Source organism: Pedococcus sp. P2_F6, assembly GCF_056403675.1.
Genome location: NZ_JBFUEZ010000003.1, coordinates 661,129 through 681,998 on the forward strand (window position 1 = coordinate 661,129; position 20,870 = coordinate 681,998).

Below are 20,870 nucleotides of genomic sequence, written 5' to 3' on the forward strand. Positions count from 1 at the left end.
ATCCGACCAAGGAGTCACCATGACGACCCTCATCGCCAGCGCCGCGACCGCGGCCACCCTCGCCGCGAACGACGACCACTGGAACGGCCCGGGCCCCTGGTGGCCCCTCTTCCCCCTCGTGTGGCTGTTGTTCATCGTCGGCATCTTCGCCGCGTTCCGCTTCTTCGGGATGCGTCGCTGGAGGCAGCTCCAGGGCCACGCCGGGACGCGCGCCGGGGAGGCCAAGCTCGCCGAGCGCTACGCCGCCGGCGAGATCGACGAGCAGGAGTACGAGCGCCGGCTCGCCACGCTACGGCGAATGGGCGCGACGGACTGACGGGGTGACGAATCATTGCCAACCCCGTTGGGAGGGAAGACAATCGAAGTGTTCGGCCCGCCTCGGATCGACGGACCAACTTCAAGGAAAGCTGGTTGTGACAACCATGAAGCGATGGACCCATCCACAGGATCTCGTTGCTCTGATCGCTGGCGCCTACGCAGCCCTATCGCCGTTGTGGACCACCACGACGACGCGGGCGACCACAACCATGGTCGTGCTCGGTGCCATCACCGCCCTCCTCGCCCTCGCCGAGCTGTTCAGGCCGGACATGATGTCCGTCGAGGGGCTCACGGCCCTCATGGGCGCCTGCATGATCGCCGCCCCCTGGGTGATGGGGTTCAGCGGCACCCGGCCGATCTCGTGGACCGCGTGGATCGTCGGTGCCGTCGTCCTCGTCGTCGGCGCCGCCGACCTGCAGGTCACCAGATCGCACCACAGGGGCACCATGGCGACCTCGCACTAGGGGGCCGTCACACGACGCTCAACAACGCCAGCGCATAGGCGCACTCGGGGTCGGGGTCACTGAAGGTGCCCCGGCCCCCTTCGCTGTCCACCTGCACGATCCAGTCGTTGCCGTCGCGGTGCAGCCCCACGAACCGGTCGCCGAGCAGGACCCGCAGCTGGTCCTCCCGTGGCATCCACAGAGCGGTGTCGAGGGTGACGGAGTCCAGTGCCCACTCGGTGGTGCCGTTGAAGCCGAGCAGCGGCTGTCCCTTGAACGTGTGCACGTCGATGGTCAGGTGGCTGATCCAGAACACCTCACCCACGATGTTGGGCTGGTCGATCGTGAACCGGTCGCCCGGCATGGGTTCCCAGAGCACCCCGCCCTGGCTGAGGCTGCGTGACAGCTCGACCGTGATCATGGGCCGAGCCTACGACGCAGAGGTACGCCGCGCGGCCGGGCGCGCACGCGGCATACCTCCGTCGGTGGTGACCTCACAGGAGGTCGAAGGCGCGCAGCTCGTCCTCGGACATCAGCCGCGAGCGGATGAGGAAGCGAACGCCCTCGGGGGCTTCGACGGAGAAGCCGCTGCCCCGTCCCTTGACCACGTCGACCGTGAGGTGGGTGTGCTTCCAGTAGGCATACTGCGACAGGGACATCCAGAACTCGACCGGGTCTAGGATTCCGCCCACGGCGAGCTCGGCGAGCAGCACGTCGGCGTCGCCGGTCATGAACTCCCCTGCGGGGTAACACATCGGGGAGCTGCCGTCGCAGCACCCGCCGGACTGGTGGAACATCAGGGGGCCGTGCTTCGCGGTGAGGCGGCGGAGCAGGTCCGCCGCCTCACCCGTGAAGTCGACCCGGCTGTGCTGGGTCGTGTCCACGCCGGCCTAGAAGAACCCGAGCGCGTCGGGCGAGTAGGAGACGAGGAGGTTCTTCGTCTGCTGGTAGTGGTCGAGCATCATCTTGTGGTTCTCACGGCCGATGCCGGACTGCTTGTAGCCACCGAACGCCGCGTGGGCGGGGTACTGGTGGTAGCAGTTGGTCCACACGCGCCCGGCCTTGATGCCGCGCCCCATCCGGTAGGCCCGTGAGCCGTCGCGGGTCCAGACGCCGGCCCCGAGTCCGTAGAGGGTGTCGTTGGCGATCTCCAGCGCCTGGGCCTCGTCGGTGAAGCTGGTCAGCGAGACGACGGGTCCGAAGATCTCCTCCTGGAAGACGCGCATCGAGTTGCTGCCCTCGAACACGGTCGGGGTCACGTAGTAGCCCTCGGCCAGGTCGCCGTCGAGGATGTTGCGCTCACCGCCGGTGAGGACCTTGGCGCCCTCCTGCCGGCCGATGTCGAGGTAGGACAGGATCTTCTCGAGCTGGTCGTTGCTTGCCTGGGCGCCGATCATGGTGGTCGTGTCGAGCGGGTTGCCCTGGGTGATCTTCTCCACGCGCTCGATGGCATCGCCGACGAAGTCGCTGTAGATCGACTGTTGCACGAGCGCCCTCGACGGGCAGGTGCAGACCTCGCCCTGGTTGAGGGCGAACATCGAGAAGCCCTCAAGCGCCTTGTCGTAGAACGCGTCGCTGCTCTCGGCGACGTCGTCGAAGAAGACGTTCGGGCTCTTGCCGCCGAGCTCCAGCGTCACCGGGATGATGTTCTGCGAGGCGTACTGCATGATCAGCCGGCCCGTGGTCGTCTCGCCGGTGAAGGCGACCTTGGCGACCCGGGGTGATGACGCGAGAGGCTTGCCGGCCTCGACGCCGAACCCGTTGACCACGTTGAGGACCCCGGCCGGGATGAGGTCCCCGATCAGCTCCAGCACCTTGAGGATCGACCAGGGCGTCTGCTCGGCCGGCTTGAGCACCACGGCGTTGCCAGCGGCCAGAGCGGGGGCGAGCTTCCAGGTGGCCATGAGGATGGGGAAGTTCCACGGGATGATCTGTGCGACCACGCCCAGGGGCTCGTGGAAGTGGTAGGCGACGGTGTTCTCGTCGATCTCGCTGCTCGAGCCCTCCTGGCCGCGCAGCACCCCGGCGAAGTAGCGGAAGTGGTCGATGGTGAGCGGCAGGTCGGCGGCCAGGGTCTCGCGGACGGGCTTGCCGTTGTCCCAGGTCTCGGCGATGGCGAGCATCTCGAGGTTCTCCTCGAGCCGGTCGGCGATCCGGTTGAGGACCAGCGACCGCTCGCCCAACGAGGTCTTCCCCCACGCGGGCGCCGCGGCGTGGGCGGCGTCCAGGGCCGCCTCGATGTCCTCGGCGGTCCCGCGGCCCACCTCGGTGAAGGCCCGTCCGGTGACGGGTGAGATGTTCTCGAAGTACTCGCCCTTCTTGGGCTCGACCCAGTTGCCGCCGATGAAGTGCCCGTAGCGCGGCTCGACCGTGACCTTCGAGCCCTCGGTTCCGGGGGGTGCGTAGACCGTCATCGCTGTTCTCCCAACGTCTTTGGTGGTGCCCCGCTGTGGGGTTGGGCTGACGTTAGGCAGCGCAACGTTGCGACGACGTTGCACGCTGAGAGCGACAGGCAGGTATGCCGCGCGGCGCGCAGGCGTCAGAGGCCGTGCTCGCGGTCGAGGCGGGCGAGCTGTCCGGCGACGAGGGGGCGCAGGGGCGACGACGCGGTCAGGCACGCCATCTGCGCCGTCCACATCTCGTAGTCGTCCGCGCCCCAGGCCGACCGGGTCCAGGTGGACATGAGGTCGGGTTCGCGGCTGGCGAGCACAGCCCGTCGCAGCTGCCCCTCGACGTTGCTGCGCAGGCGCCTGACGCCGGGTGCGCTCGAGTGGGGCAGCAGTGGGCCGCGGTAGGACCGCAGGGCGACGTCGACCGACCCTGCGGCCAGGTGCGCCTCGACCGCGAGCCAGTCGGCGGTGACCTCGGCGGCCAAGCGGTACGGGCGCGAAGGGAGCACGTCCTCGCCCAGCAGTGTGCGGAGCCGGTTGAGCTCGGCCCGCAGCGTCGAGGTGGTCACGTCGTCCTCGTAGAGGAGTGCGGCGAGCTCGTCGCCCGAGAGACCTCGTGGTGCGGCAGCCAGCAGGAGCACGATCTCGCTGTGCCGAGGGCTGAGCCGCAGCGTCCTGCTCGCACCGCGACCGTCGTCGACCGTGAGCAGTGCGTCGTTGCGGCCGAGTCCGTGCAGCGACAAGACGATTCCCGCGTGGCTGGGTCGCGAGGAGTCCTTGGCGCGGGTCATCAGCTCCCGAGCGAGCTCCGCCTCCGCCATCCGCGCGGCGGCCCGCACCATCGCCATCGTCTGCGGCACGACGATCTGCTCGCCGCCCGTGATGTCGAGGACGCCCAGCAGCGTGGCGGTGGTGGGGTCGTGGATGGGGGTCGCAGCGCAGCTCCACCGCTGCACCGACCGGCGGAAGTGCTCCGCCCCGATGATGTTGACGGGCTGGTCGAGGGCCAGCGCCATGCCCGGCGCGTTGGTCCCGGCGAGGCGTTCGTCCCAGTTGCTGCCCTCGACGAAGCCGATGCTCTCGGCCCGGCGCAGCACGCTCGGGGTGCCGCACACCCAGAGCAGCTGCCCGGCGGCGTCCGAGACGGCCATGATCGCGTCGCAGTCGCGCGCTGCCCGGCCGAGCACGTCGTCGAGCAGTGGGAAGACCTGGGCCAGCGGATGGGCCTCGCGGTGATCGCGCAGGGCGTCCGCGGGCAGCGTGATCGGCGCCTCCATCCGGTCGGCCTCCACGCCGGCGGCAGCAGACCTCACCCAGGAGTCCGCCACCTGGGCGCGGACGGCCGTCATCGGTTCCACCTCGTCAGTGTGCGGGGCGCCGCCACGCCTGTCACCGGCCGTCCCGAGAGTTGAGGCGAGCGGGCGGTTCGACCCGACAGGCGGTCGACGTGAGCGTGTTCGGCGCGGCCCGACGAGTCTCGGCGAGACTCGGCGAGACGCGGCGAGACGCAGCGCGGCTCAGCAGCCGGACGAGCTGGGTGCCGTCGTGGTCGCCGCCGCCTTGGGAGGTGCCGTCAGGGCGGTGAACTTTGCGCCCAGCACGAGGTCGACGGAGGAGTCCGTGCGACTGTCCTTGATGCCCTTGGATCCCTTGACCAGGGCCAGCACGAGCTTGGCCGACGTGGTCCCCGTGGCGCCGTAACGCACTTCCGCCGCGACAGCGACCTTCTTCTGGAGCGGGTCGTTGCTCACGGCCGCAACCTTGAAGCCACGCTTGCGCACGTCGGAAGCGGTCTTGGCGGCCAGTCCCGTGCGGTCCGTAGCGTTGTAGACGTTCACCGTGACCTGCGACGGGACCCTCACGGTGGAGGTCGCCGTGCAGGTCGAGGTCGGTGCCGCGCGGGGCTTGTTGCTGTCCTGGAAGTACGAGTACGCGTACCAGAAGGCGAAGAACAGCATGAGCGTGACGATCCCGAGCGTGATGAGTGCGCGGCGTCGGCGGGCACGGCGGGTGCGCGAGGCACCGGCCTCCACGACGTAGCTCATTCGCCCACCTCCACCCGCGGGTCCTGCGTGCGTGGGGCCCGTGCGGCCCCCCGCTGCGTGGGGTCAGTCAAGCACGAGGACGCGCGCGTGGAGGGTAGGACGCTGTTGAAGGGCGGCACGCAGGGCGCGGTGCAGGCCGTCCTCGAGGTAGAGCGTGCCCTCCCACTCGACCACGTGGGCGAAGAGGTCCCCGTAGAACGTGGAGTCCTCGGCGAGCAGGTGGCCGAGGTCGAGGGTGCGCTTGGTGGTGACGAGCTGTTCGAGGCGCACGAGGCGCGGTGGCACGTCGGCCCAGTCGCGGGGCGTCTGTTTTCCGTGGTCGGGGTACGGCCTGCCCTCGCCCACCTTCTTGAAGATCACCCAGCCACCATAGGCGTATGCCGCGTGGTCGGCCCTTCACGTCTCGTTCCACCTGCCCCAGCGTGTGTGGGCCGCACTAGAGTGCCGAAGGTGACCGAGAACGCGACGCCGGAGCAGCCGGCCACGTCCACTCCCCAGCTCGACGAGATCCGCGCGGGCTACTCCTTCGCGGGTGGCGCGCTCCACTTCGGGGCCGCTGTCGTCGACGGCGTGGCCCATCCTGATGCACCGGTGCGCATCCCGCTGTCGACGCTCAACCGGCACGGCCTCGTGGCCGGCGCGACAGGCACCGGCAAGACCAAGACCCTTCAGCTCATGGCCGAGCAGCTGTCCGGCCAGGGCGTGCCGGTCTTCCTCGCCGACATCAAGGGTGACCTGTCCGGCATGGCCACCGCGGGGACGGCCAACGACCGGATCACCGCCCGCGCGACGGACGTCGGGCAGCAATGGGTCGGCACGGCATACCCGACCGAGTTCCTGTCCCTCGGTGGACTCGGCAACGGCATCCCGATTCGCGCCACGATCACGTCGTTCGGACCCACGCTGCTGTCAAAGGTGTTGGGGCTCAACGAGACCCAGGAGTCCAGCCTCGGCCTGGTGTTCCACTACGCGGACAAGAACGGCCTCGCGCTCCTGGACATCAAGGACCTCCGCGAGGTCATCGCCTTCCTCAACTCCGACGAGGGCAAGGCTGACCTGAAGTCGCTCGGCGGGCTGTCGTCGGCGACGGCCGGGGTGATCCTGCGTGAGCTGATCTCGTTCTCGGACCAGGGCGCCGATGCCTTCTTCGGTGAGCCGGAGTTCGACACCCAGGACCTGCTGCGGACGGCTGCTGACGGCAAGGGCCTCGTCACGTGCCTCGAGCTGCCCGCCGTCCAGGACCGGCCCGCGCTGTTCTCCACGTTCCTCATGTGGCTGCTGGCCGACCTCTTCCACGACCTGCCCGAGGTGGGGGACGTCGACAAGCCCAAGCTGGTGTTCTTCTTCGACGAGGCCCACCTGCTGTTCAGCGACGCGAGCAAGGCGTTCCAGGACGCGATCGAGCAGACCGTGCGACTGATCCGCTCCAAGGGCGTCGGCGTCTTCTTCGTGACGCAGTCACCCAAGGACGTCCCCGGCGACGTCCTGGCCCAGCTCGGGAACCGGGTGCAGCACGCTCTGCGAGCCTTCACGCCCGACGACGCCAAGGCCCTCAAGGCGGCGGTGTCGACCTACCCGCACAGCGGCTACGACCTCGCCGAGCTGCTGACCTCGCTCGGCACGGGTGAGGCCGTGGTCACCGTCCTGTCCGAGCGGGGCGCCCCGACACCTGTCGCGTGGACCCGGATGATCGCGCCGCAGTCGCTGATGGCCCCGTCCGACGAGGCCACCGTGAAGCAGATCATCGCGGCGTCGCCCCTGTCGTCGAAGTATGCCGAGATGGTCGACCGCGAGTCCGCCTACGAGAAGCTCCAGGCGCGACTGCAGCAGGCGCCCACTCCCGAGGAGGCCCCGGCTCCCAAGGCTCCGGCTCCGAAGGCCCCGGCACCGGAGCGCGCTCCGCGGGCACCGAAGGAGGAGCCGGGCATCGTCGAGCAGGTTGTGAGGTCGAGCGCCTTCAAGTCGGCACTGCGTTCGGCCGGCACGGTGCTCGGCCGCGAGATCACCCGCTCGATCTTCGGCACCGCCCGCCGCTCCCGCTGAGCGGCTCAGCCGAGGAGGGCGGCGACCAGCAGGATGACCGGCACGGCGCCCACCGTCGTGATGAGGATCGTGTCGCGGGCCAGCACCGTGGCGCGGTTGTAGCGGGTCGCGTGCACGAAGATGTTCTGCGCCGTCGGCAGCGCCGAGGTGACCACGATCGCGAGCAGCGCGTGCCCGTCGACGCCGAGCAGGACGCTCGCCACGAACCAGGCCACCGCTGGCTGCACGAAGAGCTTGAGGGCCGACGTCGACGCGAGCTCGGCCACCGAGCCGGCCCGGCCCAGCCCCGGGCCCAGCCGCAGCGCGATCCCGTAGGCGACCAACATGCACGGCACGGCCATGTCGCCGAGCAGCCCCAGGGGCGCGGCGACCATCGTGGGCAGCGTCCAGCCCGTGATCGACAGGCCGAGCCCGACCAGTGAACCGACGGTCAGCGGGTTGCGGAACGGACGGGTCAGCAGCTGCCACCACCGTGACCGCCCGTGCGCATCGGCGTCGAGGAAACCCAGCGCGAGTGGTTGCAGGACGAGGAGCTGCAGCAGCAGGGTGGGCGCGACGAATGCCGCGTCGCCCAACACATAGCTCGCCACCGGGATGCCGAGGTTCCCGGCATTGACGTATGCCGCGGACAGGGCGCCGATCGTGGTGTCACCGAGCGAGCGGTGCCAGACCAGCCGTGCCAGCGCGATGTAGATGCCGGCTGCCGCTGCAACGCCGGCGACCGATGCGATGAGGTTGGCCGACAGCACCTGGTGGACGTCGGCCCGAGACAGCGTGATCACCATCAGGGCAGGGCTGGCGACGAAGAAGGCGATGCGTGAAAGCACCTGCTGTGCACCGAGGTCGACGATCCTCAGGTGGGCGAGCAGGGCGCCGACGGCGATGACGACGGCGATCGTCGTGAACCCGTTGAGTACGCCCTGCACACCGACAGGCTAGGTGGGCGGGCGCAGGACCGGCGCAAGGGTCTCAAGGACCGAGGCGTCCTCGATGGTGCCCGGCACGTTGGGGGTCTTGCCGTCGGCGATCTCGCGCATCGTCTTGCGCAGGATCTTGCCGGAGCGGGTCTTGGGCAGCGCGGTGACGATGTCGACCTGCTTCAGGGACGCGATCGCACCCACCTCGTCGCGCACCCGCTGGTGGAGCTCGGCGCGGATCCGCTCACCGTCGGCCGCACCGTCGACCCCGGCCTTGAGCACGACCAGCGCGCGGGGGACCTGTCCCTTGAGCTGGTCGTTGACCCCGATCACCGCGCACTCCGCCACGGCGGGGTGGCCGGCGAGAGCAGCCTCGATCGAGCCCGTCGACAACCGGTGCCCAGCGACGTTGAGCACGTCGTCCGTGCGGCCCATGACGTAGAGGTAACCGTCCTCGTCGACCAGGCCGCCGTCACCGGTGAGGTAGTAACCGTCGAAGGCGGAAAGGTAGCCGGCGACGTACCGGTCGTCGTCGCCCCACAGGGTGGGCAAGGTGCCTGGGGGGAGCGGGAGCCTGATGCAGATGGCGCCCTCCTCGCCGGCGGGCAGCTCCTGCCCGTTCTCGCCGAGGATCCGCACGTCGTAACCCGGCGCGGGCACCGTGGGGGAGCCCGGCTTGATCGGCATCGGCTCCAGGCCGCGCAGGTTGGCCGCGATCGGCCAGCCAGTCTCGGTCTGCCACCAGTTGTCGACCACGGGCACCCCGAGCCGCTCGCTCGCCCACTCGTAGGTGTCGGGATCAAGGCGCTCCCCGGCGAGGAAGACCGTCTGGAGGCAGGAGAGGTCGTGCCCCTTCATCAAGGCGCCGTCAGGGTCGTCGCGCTTGATGGCCCGGTAGGCCGTGGGGGCCGTGAACATGGCCTTCACCCCGTGCTCGGCGATCACCCTCCAGAACGCGCTCGCGTCCGGTGTGCCGACCGGTTTCCCTTCGTAGAGAACGGAAGTCGCGCCCGTCAGGAGTGGGGCGTAGACGATGTAGGAGTGGCCGACGACCCAGCCGACGTCGCTGGCCGTGAACCAGGTGTCGCCCGGGTCGATGCCGTAGACGTTGCCCATGGACCACCGCAGCGCGACGGCGTGGCCGCCATTGTCGCGGACGATCCCCTTCGGCCGCCCGGTCGTGCCAGAGGTGTAGAGGATGTAGAGCGGGTCGGTCGCGGCGACCTCGACGCAGTCGGCGGGCTCGGCATCGGCGACCAGCTCGTCCCAGTCGAGCTCCTCCCAGTCGGTGTCGCGCTCGCCGACTGCCGCGCGGGCCTGCTCGCGCTGCAGGACGATCACCGACTCCGGCTTGTGCGAGCTGCGGTCGAGGGCCGCGTCGAGCAACGGCTTGTACTCGACCACGCGCGTCGGCTCCACGCCACAGCTCGCCGCGACGACGACAGTGGGCTTGGCGTCCTCGATGCGTGCCGCGAGCTCCGCGGCGGCGAAGCCCCCGAAGACGACCGAGTGGACGGCGCCGAGGCGCGCGCACGCCAGCATCGCGACGACGGCCTCCGGCACCATCGGCATGTAGATGACGACGCGGTCACCCTTCTCTACCCCGAGCGAGGCCAGGGCGCCGGCGAACGTCGCGACGCGGTCGAGCAACGCGGCATACGTGATCGTCTCGTGGGTGTCGGTGACGGGGCTGTCGTAGTGCAGCGCAGCCTGGTCGCCGCGCCCGGCGGCGACGTGCCGGTCGAGGGCGTTGAAGCAGGTGTTGAGGGTGCCGCCGGTGAACCACCGGTAGAACGGCGGCCGGTCGTCGTCCAACACCCGCTGCGGGGGAGTGATCCAGTCGATCGCCTTCGCCGCGTCGCCCCAGAAGCCGTCCGGGTCCCTGAGGCTCCGCTCGTATGCCGCGCGGTACGCGCCGTTGCCCAGTGCGCCACCCTTGAGGCCGGCACCGCCGTTGCCGCCATCGTCCATCCCGCGATCGTCCATCCCGCCATCGTGCGGCACCACGGGGGGACCCGCCAGAGCGGTGCGGCTGTGAAGCCGCCACTTCAGGCGGCGGCGGTCATTCCTGAGGGCGGGTCTGGTACTTGATGTAGGCGCTCGAGTCCCGGTGCCACAAGCGGACCAGGGTCCAGGCGCCGACCGCAAGGAGGGCCAGGGCGAAGGCCTGGGCAAAGAGGCCGGCGGTGGGCAGCAGTCCGCCGAAGAAGCTCCCGACCGCGAGCGCGAACAACACGCTGGCGACGATGCGTCCCCATCGGGACCCGCGTGCCGTCACGCGGGCGAGGTAGAGCCAGAGGGCGCAGGCCAGCGCCGCGGTCACCGTGGTGACGGTGAGGCTTACTCGCAGCACGCCGTCGATGTCCGCTTCGGTCGCGACGAGGTGGCTGGCGGCGGCCTCGCGGGCGATGGCGTCGTGCAGCTGGCCCCGAGTGAGGAAGCCACGAACGATCTCGGCGACCTCGAGCGCGGCGCCGAACTGCATGAGCCGGACGCTGTCGACGATCGAGCGCGGTGGGACCACCGGGCTGCCCGGCCGCCACAACCGCTGGGCCTCGGGCCGCCCGTCACCGGGGCCGTCCGGGCTGAGCACTCCGCGCCACGAGATTTGTCGAGCCATCTGGTTGGTGCTCCCTCCGAGCGATGTGTTGACATCCTGTCTCGGAACCCTGCGCTGAGCCAGTCTCGCGCCTGGTTGTCGGGTGGGCGCCGGAGCTTCGGAAGCCCTCCGGTCGCCTCACCCATGACGAAGGCCCCCTGCACCTGCGCCTGTTCGGCTTTTACTGGGGGTACACGGGGCAAGTAGGTACATCATCAGCGAGGGTCCCCGGCTTAGGCCGGGGACCCTCGTGTCGTGTTCCGGAACCTCAAGCGTCGCGCGGCAGCCGCGTGAAGCGTTGGATCAGTCGGCGTCGGCGTGTCGGAGTTGGGTCCTTATGTCGCTCAGCGTGGCTACGGCCTGCTGCGGGTGCGGTCAGATCGGGCACTATGCCTCCCATGACCAGCAAGTCAGAACGCGCCCAGGTGTCAGGCATGCGTGGCGCGACTGCATGTGTGGCCGCTGCCGTCGCGCACGTGAATGCCGTGAGCGTCGGCCACCCCGTGGACCGCGCCTTTCGAGTGACGTTGAACTTCCACCCCGACCGCGACGCCAACGGGCGGCTGACCCTCGAGGCTATGGCGCGGGACGGGGTCTACCGCTCCCAGTTCGAGACCGGGACCAGCAACGGTGGCCTGACCGCCCATCCCGGCGGTGCCCGTTGGATCTGGGAGGAGCGTCTCTTCGGTGGCGCCTACAACGACGCGCCGGTGTCAGAACGGCCGAAGTACGGCGCCTTGAACCACCGACGACGCAGTCTCGGCGGCGCACCACGGTTCGGGTCCGCACATCTGCGCCTGGCGGAACACACGCTCGACCGGACCACCTTCTGCTTCCCCGACTCCTACATGGAGCCCATGGACTTCGGTACAGCGCGCCGGTTCGACCTGCTCCGCCTCGCGCACGCGTTCGATGCCGCGCAGCGCGACCCGGAAGCTGAGCCCCGCGACGGTGACCTGCTCGACGACTACATCGAGGCGCACGTCCACGGCACGATCGACCTCGCGCACGACGTCGAGGCACTCGTTCTTGACCCCTGCTACCGGAGCACCGTGATCGAGGCCGCGGCCGAACAGCTCGGCGTACCGGTCGAGTGGCACGAGGGCCGCGTCCTGACCGTCCACGAGCTTGACCAGCACCATGTCTACCGGGGCCTGGCACCCATCGAGCTTGGCCACATGGTCGCCGACCAAGGCCATCTGGACGCGCGCCTCATCGGCGACGCCGCGAGAACGGGGGCGTTCCACCCGCAGACGGTCAAGCAGCTGTGGCATCTCGTGGCGCGCTTCGGGCGCCCTCTGGACCAGAACCGACGGCGCGGCGCCGGAGGCGACTAGCGTTCGTCACCGTGACATCCGAGGGACGCATTGAGGGCCTGGTCGTCTGGACCCGGACCGTGGGCTAACGCCGCGGCAGGTAGGGGTTGTCGTTGACCCGGCCCTCGGGCCGCGCGAGCCGCGGGTGGGTGATGACCCGGACAGCCTGCTGCCGCACCCTCTGCTCGGCGCTGTGCGCGTTCCAGACGGTCCACACTCGGAGTTCCTCGTAGGCCGGATCGGTGGTGGCGCCGCTGAGCGCAGCCTCGGCGAGGGACGCGGCGGCCGCGTACCCCTGAGTCTCCGAGACTCGCTGGCACACCAGGAGGGCGAGTCTGGGTTCGGTGGTGTGGATGTTGTGAGCGACCGCGGCGTCGAGGTAGCGGGCGTCGTCGCGGTCGTGGTCGGCGGACCAGCACGCCACCATCCAGGTCATGTAGGCGGCCTCCCTGGGATGCGACTGTGACCAGGTGTTGATGCGTCGGTTGGGCTGGTTGCCGAACAGCCTGTTCTTGACTGCGTCGCGGCTGAGCTGGCCACTCTCGGCGAGGGTCGCGACCCGGGCGATCGCCTGGTAGATGGTGTCGCGTGGGCAGCCGACGGCGTCCCAGCAGCTGGGGCATCGGCCTTGCGAGGAGCACGGCGCAGTTGTCGCGATCAGCGGCCTCAGGCTGGCCCACCACCTCATCGCGCTGCTCGAGTCGAGAGTCGGCTGGGTTGGCGGCGGTTCTGCGCCGGCGGCGCCGGCGTCGATCAGGGCAGCGACGGCACCGAGGAGCGTGCCAGCCAGCCCAGGTTCGGTGCTCGAGGCGAGCAGGGAGGAGAGGGGTTCGAGCAGCTCCGCCCCGTTCTCGGCCGCGGCCAAGGCTGCTTCACCGCGCAGGTGGGGGCAGCGCAGGCGCACGCACTCGGCGGCCAGGTCGAGCCACCCCTGGCGCTGGGCGTCTGAGCCTGCGTGGGTTAGGGGTGAGGTGTGCCGGCCCAGGTGGGCGGCGGGCAAGGTCGGCGCGCTCTGGTGGGTGCGGATGAACAGCGGCAGTCGCGGCTGGTGGGTGGTGCCGCGGTTGTGGGCTGCGAGCAGCGTCTCGATGTTGTCGTACGCCAGCGTGGAGGCGGCGTGCAGCAGGAGTGCGACCATGGCGTCGGCAGTCGCCCGGGCATCCGAGCGGGCGTGGTGGGCGGAGGGGTTCGTGACCCCGACCGCGGAGCACAGCGTCTCAAGGCTGACCACAGTCCGGTTCCCGGTGCCGGGGTGGCCCAGGAGTCGCGGCAGAGTCGAGGTGTCCACGATCTGCAGCTCGGGCAGGTCCGCCAGTCCGGTCGGGGCCCGGCGTAGGCCCTGGGCTGCGGCTGCCTCGTCGAGGCGCTCCAGTTCGCGGCGCAGCACTCGGATGTCGGCGCCGGTGTGGCAGACCAGGACTGCGTCTTGCTCGGATAGCGCGGCGATGACGGCCGGCGCGTAGTGGCTGAAGCGGCGCTTGCGGGCAACGTCGGCGTCGCTGAATCCGTGGATGATCTGGGTCTCGGCGTCGATCGGCACGCCCGGGTTCATCACTGCGTACAGCTCGCCGTCTCGGACGCGCTTGCCGCGGACCACGCGGGTGACGGCCACCGAGATCAGGTGGGCTGCGTCGCCGTCGGGGTCGGTGCAGTACTCGGTGTCCAGGACGAGGTACGGGCGGGTGGTGAGCTGCTCGAACAGCTCGAACTGGGTGTCGGTCAGGACCGTCATGACCGACCTCCGCTGCGGTTGTTCAGGCGGTCCTCGGCCAGGGCCTCGACCAGATGGGTGTTGAACAGCGACGCGTACCGGGGCACTGGCTTGCCTGCCGCTGGGGCGGGCGGCTGGATGTCGCCGAGCGCCCGCGGCCTGGGCGCCCACCCGCCGGCCGCCTGGTTGTCGGCGCGGATGTCGCGGGCCACCTGTTCGAGGTCGGTGAACGCGCCTTGGGAGCGTGCGACGGCCAGATCGAGCAGGAAGTTCAGCCGGGCAAGGTTGCGGTACATCTGCTTGCGGTTCTCAAGGAACGGCTCGAGCAGGTGTCGGATCCGGTTCTCCACCGCTGCGTTCGACGCCGGCAGGTGCGGCTGGGCAGCCAGCAGAGGCAGCGCCTTGACGACCCGCGGTTCGTAGAGGCGACGCTGCTCGGCGATGCCGACCGTCGGTGCGCCGACGTTCCGGGCCGCGCCCTCAAGGTTGTCCCACCAGTGGGCCCAGTCTCCCGGGGTGAGGTTGACCAGGTCCTCGCGGTTCAGCACGTCCAGCTGCTTGGCCAACGGGTCAAGCAGGACGCGTCGGCCCTCGACCTTCGTGGTCGTGCCCGGCAGCTTGAGCAGGCGGTCTCGCAGGTTGCGGCGCATGTGGAACAGGCTGGGCACGAAGCCGACCACCTGCGACCCGTAGTGGGTGGCCAGAGCGTTGTGGATGGCGCTGGCGTGGTCGGCGATCACGAAGTCGGGCCGCACGCCGATCTCCTCGAACGCCAGCCGCCACGCCTGCTCGTTGGCGCGCGGGTAGGCGCGCAGCAGCCTGAGCCGGTACTCCCGACGCGGGTAGCTGGCGGGGTCCGCTGCAGGATGCCAGTGGACCTCGACCACGACCAAGACGAACCACTTCACCCAGCGACGCCTCCCGTCGGGGCGCCGGATCCGGACGCTCACCGGTTGCTCGTCCAGCAGCCAGGTCAGCGGCGCCGCGAGGGGGCTGCTCGAGTCCTTGGCCAGCGCCGCGTCGTTGTGGGCACGATGTTCGGCGTCTCGGGCCCGCATCCGGCGATCGACCTGTCCCCACAGAAGCGGCGAGTACTGCTCGACCAGATCCGCAGCCAGGTGCCAGGCGGTCTTGCCCTCGCTGGCGGTGTACGAGGAGCCCGTGCCGCTCGCGGCAGGGCTGACCGTGAACTCGGCGAAGCCAGCGCCGTGGGCTTCGTGAAGGTGGCGCCGGGCACGGTCTCGGTGCTGGCGCATCATCAGCGCCGTCGAAGCGTAGCTGGCTCCGGTCGAGAGTTCGCTCAGGGCCCGTGCGTAGAGGGTGAGCGTCCACGGTGTGTGCCGCGCGGCCGTCTCCGGGCCGCTGTGCGGGGACAGCAGCTCGTTGCACGTGGCGCAGCTGTCGGACCCGACCTCGACGACCTCCCGCGACAGCGGCGGGGTGAACGTGTGTGTCTCCTGCGCGCTGCCGTGGGGCACGCACCGGTAGCGCTGCCGGCGGCGCGACCCTGCGCCGAAGGAACCGTTGCGGGTCACGCTGGAGTGCGCGTGCTCCGGGCAGGCAGGCGGCTCCTGGATGGAGGTCAGCTTCGTGCTGGCGCCCGCCTCCAGCACCTGGAACTGGTGACTGGTCCCGTCCGGGCGCACGCACCGGTACCGCCGCCACACCCCAGCCTTGTTCGTCCGGTTCCCGCGAGACTGGAGACGACTGTCGGCGTGCCCGGGTTCGGGGCAGCGCACCAGGAGCGTCACCGCTGGCGTAGGCGCTTCCTCAGTGAGCGCCCGCAGGAAGAAGTGGCTGGTCCCATCGGGAGCGACGCACTCGTAGCGCTGCTTCGCGGCACCCTTAGCGCGACGCAACCCGCGCCGGCGGACCCGCCCCCTGGTGTGGGCCGGGTCGGGGCAGGCGACAGATTCGAGCTGAGCAGGTGGCAAGGAACCTCCGGAGTCGGCAGCAGCACCACTTGTGCCGGCACCTTCCACCGACGCAGTAGCCACCTCGACACCCGCCACAGCCAACCCCCAGGGAACGATGAAGCGCCGGCCCTCCCGGCTCGACCATCTGGTCGAGCGTACGGGAGAGCCGGCGCCGATGCCCCGAAACCAACACTAAAAGCCGAACAGGGCACCTGCGTGGGGGGCCCTGTCACTGGTTGGCGGAGGATAGGGGATTCGAACCCCTGAGAGCTTTCACTCAACACGCTTTCCAAGCGTGCGCACTAGGCCACTATGCGAATCCTCCGCCGAGGAGGCTACCTGAGCGAACGGCCTGCCCTGAAATCGCCTCAGATGGCGCGGCCAGGGCCGGCCAGGTCCGGCGTGCCGGTCGGGCCAGCGGATTCGCAGACCCGCTGGCCCCACGTCTACACTGGCCGCAGGCACCCCGTGTGGTGGTACCTCTCCGAACTCCCCCAGGGCAGGAATGCAGCAAGGGTAGGAGAGCTCTTCCAGGTACGCGGGGTGTCCCCGTGTGTGCCCGCCCGTACTTTCGGCCACTCGCCCGAAAGCACGGGCGCTTGGCGGGTCCTGACGCCGTACTTTCGGCCACTCGCCCCGAATGCCTGGCGCGGCCGGCTCAGGTCCGGTGGCCCTCGTCGAGCAGCCGGACGCGGCGCCGGCCGAAGGTGACGGCCGCGTAGGACGCGAGCACCAGGACCATGAGCGCGTTCGACGCGCCGGACCGGGTGAGCAGCGCCGAGGCGGCGACCCCGCCGATGACCGTGAGCAGCAGCGGGCGGGCGTACCAGAAGGCAACCGACATCACGGCCGAGCCCGGCGAGAACAAGGACACCGGCGGCAGGCCGCGGAAGGCGGCCATGAGGTGCGCGCCCGCCACAAGGGCGACCATGGCAAGGGGCCAGACCACCACGGCGACGCCGCCTGTCGACGTCAACGCGACCGCGGCGCCCGCGAGCAGCGCCACGACGGCATACAACAGGGAGGGGGCGACCAGGTGGGCCAGCGCCTCCTGCCCGTACGCCAGCCCGATGAGGGGCGTCGTCCCGGCGTTGTCCCCCTGCAGTCGCATCCCCTCGGCCCAGGCGCCGTAGCCGAGGTAACAGGCGACGATGCCGACGAAGGCGACGATGTTCGGGACCCCTGGGGTCGCCGCGTGGGCGAGCGCCCAGCACCCGCCACCGGAAAGGATCGCGCCGACCATGAGCGCTCCGGGTGATCGTCGCAGCCCCAGCCAGTCACGCGCGGCGACCACGGCCACCGGCCCGCGGGCACGCAGCCGCCGACGACGAAGCCGCGTCGTGGGGGAGGCGACGTCGAGCCGGGCAGCGCGCAGGTCACCCGCGAGCACCGCACCCCCGATCGTCACGGCGCGCGCGGCCTGGGTCCGCAGGCTGACGTGGTGCAGGGCCCGCAGCGAACGGACCTCGCGCAGGACCGTCCCGGGACCTCTCGTGCCGGTGGGCCAGGACCGTACCTGCCCCCACAGCCACGCGCCGGCGAAGCCGAGCCCGACCGCCAGGCCCCCGAGAGTGGTCGGGACGAGGGCCAGCGGCGACGCCACTGCGGCGACCACCATGCCGGTGCCGATCACCGCACCGGTGAGCAGCCCGCCGACCAGGCAGCCGAGGAGGCTGAGCCGCCATGAGCGGCGCAGCACGACGGCGCGGTCGAGGCCGCTGACCACGACGTGGTCGAGGTAGGGCAGGTCGGGCACGACCGGGCCCCGCACCGAGCCGAGCCGGTGCGCGAGCAGCAGGAGTGCCACGACGACGGCACCGACGACGAGGACACCCTGGACCCCGGTCAGGTGACGTGAGAGCCACGCCGGGTCGACGAACTCGAAGAAGGCCCGCGACGCCGGCACCCCGTAGACGAGGGACGCGATCACGGCGACGTAGGCGGCATACACGGCATTGCCGTTGCCCTTGTCGGGCAGGCCGCCCCGGATGACTTCGCGCGCCTGGGCGAGGCGTTCGCGGTCGGTCGCCGGTCCGGCGACCTCGACGGAGGGGTCGCTCATGGGCCGACGATGTCGACCACCGCGTCACCCAGGGCGGCCGTCATGGCGGGGTCGTGGCAGGCGACGACGAGCGCGGCGCCGGTGGCCTTGCGGGCCAGCAGGATGTCGGTGAGCAGCGCGCGCTTGTGGGTGTCGAGCCGCTGCTCTGGTTCGTCGAGCAGCAGCACCCGGGCCGGGCGGAACAGCACCATCGCGAGGTGGAAGAGGTGTTGCTGCCCGGACGAGAGCTCGTGGGGGAACCGTTCGGAGAGGTGGTCCACCTCCAGCTCGGCCAGCATCGCGTCCGCCCGCTCGTCCGCGGTGCCGATGGCCCCGCCCCACGTCGAGTCGATGAGGACGAGGTGGTCGATGAGGGTCAGGTCGCGGTATGCCGTGGGCGAGCCGATGAGCGCGGCCACCCGGGCGCGCGTGGCCGGGTCGCGCTCGTCGAGCGGCTGCCCGTCGAGGCCGGCAGTGCCCGACGAGGCGTCGAGGGTGCCGGCGAGGATCCGCAGCAGGGTGGTCTTGCCGCTGCCGTTCTCCCCGCGCAGGACGACGCACTGCCCGGAGGTGACGGCCAGGTCGACGGGCCGCAGGAGCACGTTGCCGTCGATCTCCTTGGCGACTCCGGTGGCCGTCAGGGTCAGCGGTTGGGTCGTCCCTTCCCCGCCCGGATCCGGCTCGGCGGTGGGCTGTCTGCGCCGTGCGAACATCTGCCTCCTTCGTCGCCGTCAGTGTGCCACCCGGGTCTGAACGCCCGACGCGCGCGGACGCCGCGGATGTCGTCGGGGGCGACTAGGGTTCCCGAGGTGAGCACCGCGTTGTACCGCCGCTACCGGCCCGAGACCTTCGCCGACGTCATCGGCCAGGAGCACGTCACCGAGCCCCTGATGCAAGCGCTGCGCACGGGCCGGGTCAACCACGCCTACCTGTTCTCGGGGCCTCGCGGGTGCGGCAAGACGACCAGCGCCCGCATCCTGGCCCGCTGCCTCAACTGCGAGCAGGGGCCGACGCCGACCCCGTGCGGCACGTGCGACTCGTGCGTCGCGCTCGCCCGCGGTGGCGCCGGCAGCGTCGACGTCATCGAGATCGACGCCGCCAGCCACGGTGGTGTCGACGACGCCCGTGACCTGCGCGAACGCGCGTCCTATGGTCCGGCGCAGAGCCGCTACAAGATCTACATCATCGACGAGGCCCACATGGTCACGCCGCAGGGCTTCAACGCGCTGCTCAAGATCGTCGAGGAGCCGCCCGAGCACGTGAAGTTCGTCTTCGCGACGACCGAGCCCGAGAAGGTCATCGGCACGATCCGCAGCCGCACCCACCACTACCCGTTCCGGCTGGTCCCCCCCGGCCAGCTCTCCGACTACATGGGCAGCCTGTGCGAGCAGGAGGGCGTCGCGGTGGCCCCCGGCGTGCTCTCCTTCGTCACGCGCGCGGGCGGCGGTTCGGTGCGTGACTCGCTGTCGGTGCTCGACCAGCTCATCGCCGGGTCGAGCGACGAGGGGCTGACCTACGAGGGTGCGGCCGCCCTGCTGGGCTTCACCGATGCCGAGCTCCTCGACGCGATCATCGACGCGTTCGCCGCGGCCGACGCCGCAGGGGTCTTCCACCAGGTCGACCGCGTCATCGAGACCGGCCTCGACCCGCGTCGGTTCGTCGAGGACCTGCTGGAGAGGTTGCGCGACCTCATCGTCGTGGCGGCGGTTCCCGATGGCGCGTCCTCGGTGTTGCGCGGCGTGCCCGAGGACCAGCTCGAACGCATGCGTCAGCAGTCGGCCGCCTTCGGCGGTGGGGCCCTGTCGCGCGCCGCCGACATCGTCAACGCCGGCCTCACCGAGATGACCGGCGCCACCGCGCCGCGACTCCAGCTCGAGCTCATCTGCGCGCGCGTGCTGCTCCCCGCCGCCTCCGGTGAGTCCGGGTATGCCGCGCGCCTGGACCGCCTCGAACGTCGCCTCGACGTCGAGGGCGTCCCTTCAGTGGCCCGTGCAGCGGCAGCACCCGTCCCCCCCACGTCGCCCTCGGCCCCCGCGGCGCCGGCCACCCCGCAGCCGGTAGCCGTGCCTGCGTCCGAGTCCCCGCCCGAGCCCGTCCCGACCCCCGCACCGACGCGGGCCATCGAGCAGCACGACGTGTCGACGGAGCCGCAGCACCAGTCAGGGTCGCCCGAGCGTGTGGCCACCGAGCCTGTGGCTGCCGAGCCTGCTCGCGGCACTCTGGCGACCGAGCCCGCAGCGACCGAGCCGGTGGCGACCGAGCCCGCAGCGACCGAGCCCCCAGCGACCGAGCCAGTGGCGACCGAGCCGGCCGCTGCCGCAGAGGCGCCGCGCACCAGCACCCCCACCGGCGGCATCGACGTCGCGGCCATCCGCCGGGCGTGGCCGGACATCCTCGGCTGGATCTTCAAGCACAAGCGCACGACGTGGACCCTGCTCTCCGAGCATGCGACCGTCTACGACTACGACGGCTCCAAGGTGGTCCTGGGCATCTCGACCGTCGGCATCGCCAACACCTTCCGGCACGGCCCGCACGCCGACCTGGTCCGTCAGGCGCTCATCGACGTGCTCGGCGTGGACGCACGCGTCGAGGGGATCCCCACCCCCGATGCCGCCGTCTCCGCACCGAGCGGCGAGGCCCACCCCACCGTCGCTCCCGCCAACCGGTTCCCGTCCGACGACCCGGCAGTCAAGGGCGACAACCCCGCGCCGTCGCGCCCCCGGGGCGGGACGGACGGCGGTGCGGCGGGAAGCTCTGGCGGCCCGGCGGCATACGCGGGCCTCGCTGCCTCGAGCCCACCCCCGGAGACAGGTGGCGGCTGGGCGACCGCCTCGTCCGGCCCGTCGAACGGCCCGAGCTGGGCCAGCGACGACGTGGCGGGGGCTGCGTCGACACCACCCCCCGAGCCGGCGACCGCGCCCGCCGCCGAGCCGGGCACCGGTTCGAGGCTGGCCGCGGCGAAGGCTGCCGTGGCGGCGGAGGAGCCAGCGCGCACGCCTGACACCTATGTCGCCGATGACAGCGCCGCCAGTGCCGACGACGAGGACATCGCCGAGCTGGGCGAGGTCGGCAGGCCGGTCATCGAGCGACTGCTCGGCGGCAAGGTCATCGACGAAGGTCCCTGACCGCTG

The 20,870-nt window shown here is 70.7% G+C and carries 18 protein-coding genes, 1 tRNA gene and 1 other RNA gene; 6 read left to right on the plus strand and 14 right to left on the minus strand.

Going from position 1 to position 20,870, the window contains the following annotated elements; genetic code table 11:
* Window positions 1–19: 19 nt before the first annotated feature.
* Both AC1DWP_RS11065 and AC1DWP_RS11070 read left to right on the plus strand, forming a co-directional pair.
* Window positions 20–316 (plus strand): SHOCT domain-containing protein, encoded by a 297-nt coding sequence (locus tag AC1DWP_RS11065; RefSeq protein ID WP_477614508.1) that lies wholly within the window; start codon window positions 20–22, stop codon window positions 314–316.
* A 106-nt stretch (window positions 317–422) separates the two neighbouring features.
* Window positions 423–782, plus strand: a complete 360-nt coding sequence (locus AC1DWP_RS11070; protein WP_477614509.1) for an SPW repeat domain-containing protein — start codon at window positions 423–425, stop codon at window positions 780–782.
* A 7-nt stretch (window positions 783–789) separates the two neighbouring features.
* Here AC1DWP_RS11070 and AC1DWP_RS11075 read toward each other — a convergent pair whose 3' ends face one another.
* The 6 genes from AC1DWP_RS11075 to AC1DWP_RS11100 all read right to left on the minus strand — a co-directional run bounded on the left by AC1DWP_RS11075 (window position 790) and on the right by AC1DWP_RS11100 (window position 5,556).
* Window positions 790–1,182 (minus strand): hypothetical protein, encoded by a 393-nt coding sequence (locus AC1DWP_RS11075; protein ID WP_477614510.1) that lies wholly within the window; start codon window positions 1,180–1,182, stop codon window positions 790–792.
* Window positions 1,183–1,255: 73 nt separating this feature from the next.
* The gene (locus tag AC1DWP_RS11080; RefSeq protein WP_477614511.1) at window positions 1,256–1,645 is read right to left on the minus strand and encodes a DUF779 domain-containing protein; all 390 of its coding nucleotides are present in this window, start codon (window positions 1,643–1,645) and stop codon (window positions 1,256–1,258) included.
* Between the two features lie 6 nt (window positions 1,646–1,651).
* On the minus strand, window positions 1,652–3,175 hold the full coding sequence (gene exaC / locus AC1DWP_RS11085) for an acetaldehyde dehydrogenase ExaC (RefSeq protein WP_477614512.1): 1,524 nt from the start codon (window positions 3,173–3,175) through the stop codon (window positions 1,652–1,654).
* A 125-nt stretch (window positions 3,176–3,300) separates the two neighbouring features.
* A complete protein-coding gene (locus AC1DWP_RS11090; RefSeq protein ID WP_477614625.1) occupies window positions 3,301–4,500 on the minus strand; it encodes a GAF domain-containing protein in 1,200 nt (399 codons plus the stop codon).
* A 168-nt stretch (window positions 4,501–4,668) separates the two neighbouring features.
* Window positions 4,669–5,196, minus strand: coding sequence for a LytR C-terminal domain-containing protein (locus tag AC1DWP_RS11095; protein WP_477614513.1), 528 nt, complete (start codon window positions 5,194–5,196; stop codon window positions 4,669–4,671).
* A gap of 63 nt (window positions 5,197–5,259) precedes the next feature.
* On the minus strand, window positions 5,260–5,556 hold the full coding sequence (locus tag AC1DWP_RS11100; RefSeq protein ID WP_179421136.1) for a type II toxin-antitoxin system VapB family antitoxin: 297 nt from the start codon (window positions 5,554–5,556) through the stop codon (window positions 5,260–5,262).
* A gap of 90 nt (window positions 5,557–5,646) precedes the next feature.
* Between AC1DWP_RS11100 and AC1DWP_RS11105 the strand changes: the two genes are divergently transcribed.
* The gene (locus AC1DWP_RS11105; RefSeq protein WP_477614514.1) at window positions 5,647–7,239 is read left to right on the plus strand and encodes a helicase HerA-like domain-containing protein; all 1,593 of its coding nucleotides are present in this window, start codon (window positions 5,647–5,649) and stop codon (window positions 7,237–7,239) included.
* A 5-nt stretch (window positions 7,240–7,244) separates the two neighbouring features.
* Here AC1DWP_RS11105 and AC1DWP_RS11110 read toward each other — a convergent pair whose 3' ends face one another.
* The 3 genes from AC1DWP_RS11110 to AC1DWP_RS11120 all read right to left on the minus strand — a co-directional run bounded on the left by AC1DWP_RS11110 (window position 7,245) and on the right by AC1DWP_RS11120 (window position 10,776).
* The gene (locus AC1DWP_RS11110; protein ID WP_477614515.1) at window positions 7,245–8,165 is read right to left on the minus strand and encodes an AEC family transporter; all 921 of its coding nucleotides are present in this window, start codon (window positions 8,163–8,165) and stop codon (window positions 7,245–7,247) included.
* A 9-nt stretch (window positions 8,166–8,174) separates the two neighbouring features.
* A complete protein-coding gene (locus AC1DWP_RS11115) occupies window positions 8,175–10,127 on the minus strand; it encodes a propionyl-CoA synthetase (protein WP_477614626.1) in 1,953 nt (650 codons plus the stop codon).
* A gap of 91 nt (window positions 10,128–10,218) precedes the next feature.
* Window positions 10,219–10,776, minus strand: coding sequence for a hypothetical protein (locus AC1DWP_RS11120; RefSeq protein ID WP_477614516.1), 558 nt, complete (start codon window positions 10,774–10,776; stop codon window positions 10,219–10,221).
* Between the two features lie 377 nt (window positions 10,777–11,153).
* On the opposite strand from AC1DWP_RS11120, the gene AC1DWP_RS11125 reads away from it, so the two are divergent.
* Entirely contained in the window at window positions 11,154–12,092 is a 939-nt protein-coding gene (locus AC1DWP_RS11125; protein WP_477614517.1) for a DUF3626 domain-containing protein, read from the plus strand.
* Window positions 12,093–12,156: 64 nt separating this feature from the next.
* Here the strand turns inward: AC1DWP_RS11125 and AC1DWP_RS11130 are convergent, their stop codons facing one another.
* From AC1DWP_RS11130 to AC1DWP_RS11140, 3 genes are all read right to left on the minus strand, one after another.
* Window positions 12,157–13,803: a 3'-5' exonuclease gene (locus tag AC1DWP_RS11130; RefSeq protein ID WP_477614518.1), complete on the minus strand. Its 1,647-nt coding sequence runs from the start codon at window positions 13,801–13,803 to the stop codon at window positions 12,157–12,159.
* Window positions 13,800–15,428: a hypothetical protein gene (locus AC1DWP_RS11135; protein WP_477614519.1), complete on the minus strand. Its 1,629-nt coding sequence runs from the start codon at window positions 15,426–15,428 to the stop codon at window positions 13,800–13,802. The genes AC1DWP_RS11130 and AC1DWP_RS11135 overlap by 4 nt, the downstream gene beginning before the upstream one ends.
* Before the next feature lie 507 nt (window positions 15,429–15,935).
* Window positions 15,936–16,023, minus strand: a tRNA-Ser gene (locus tag AC1DWP_RS11140).
* 132 nt (window positions 16,024–16,155) lie between these two features.
* On the opposite strand from AC1DWP_RS11140, the gene ffs reads away from it, so the two are divergent.
* Window positions 16,156–16,254: signal recognition particle sRNA small type (gene ffs, locus AC1DWP_RS11145), an RNA gene on the plus strand.
* A gap of 102 nt (window positions 16,255–16,356) precedes the next feature.
* On the opposite strand, the gene AC1DWP_RS11150 is transcribed toward ffs, so the two are convergent.
* Window positions 16,357–17,760 (minus strand): hypothetical protein, encoded by a 1,404-nt coding sequence (locus AC1DWP_RS11150; RefSeq protein WP_477614520.1) that lies wholly within the window; start codon window positions 17,758–17,760, stop codon window positions 16,357–16,359.
* A complete protein-coding gene (locus tag AC1DWP_RS11155) occupies window positions 17,757–18,452 on the minus strand; it encodes an ABC transporter ATP-binding protein (protein WP_477614521.1) in 696 nt (231 codons plus the stop codon). Before AC1DWP_RS11155 ends, AC1DWP_RS11150 begins: the two co-directional genes overlap by 4 nt.
* A 96-nt stretch (window positions 18,453–18,548) precedes the next feature.
* On the opposite strand from AC1DWP_RS11155, the gene AC1DWP_RS11160 reads away from it, so the two are divergent.
* Window positions 18,549–20,864, plus strand: a complete 2,316-nt coding sequence (locus tag AC1DWP_RS11160; protein WP_477614522.1) for a DNA polymerase III subunit gamma and tau — start codon at window positions 18,549–18,551, stop codon at window positions 20,862–20,864.
* The last annotated feature ends 6 nt before the right edge of the window (window positions 20,865–20,870 follow it).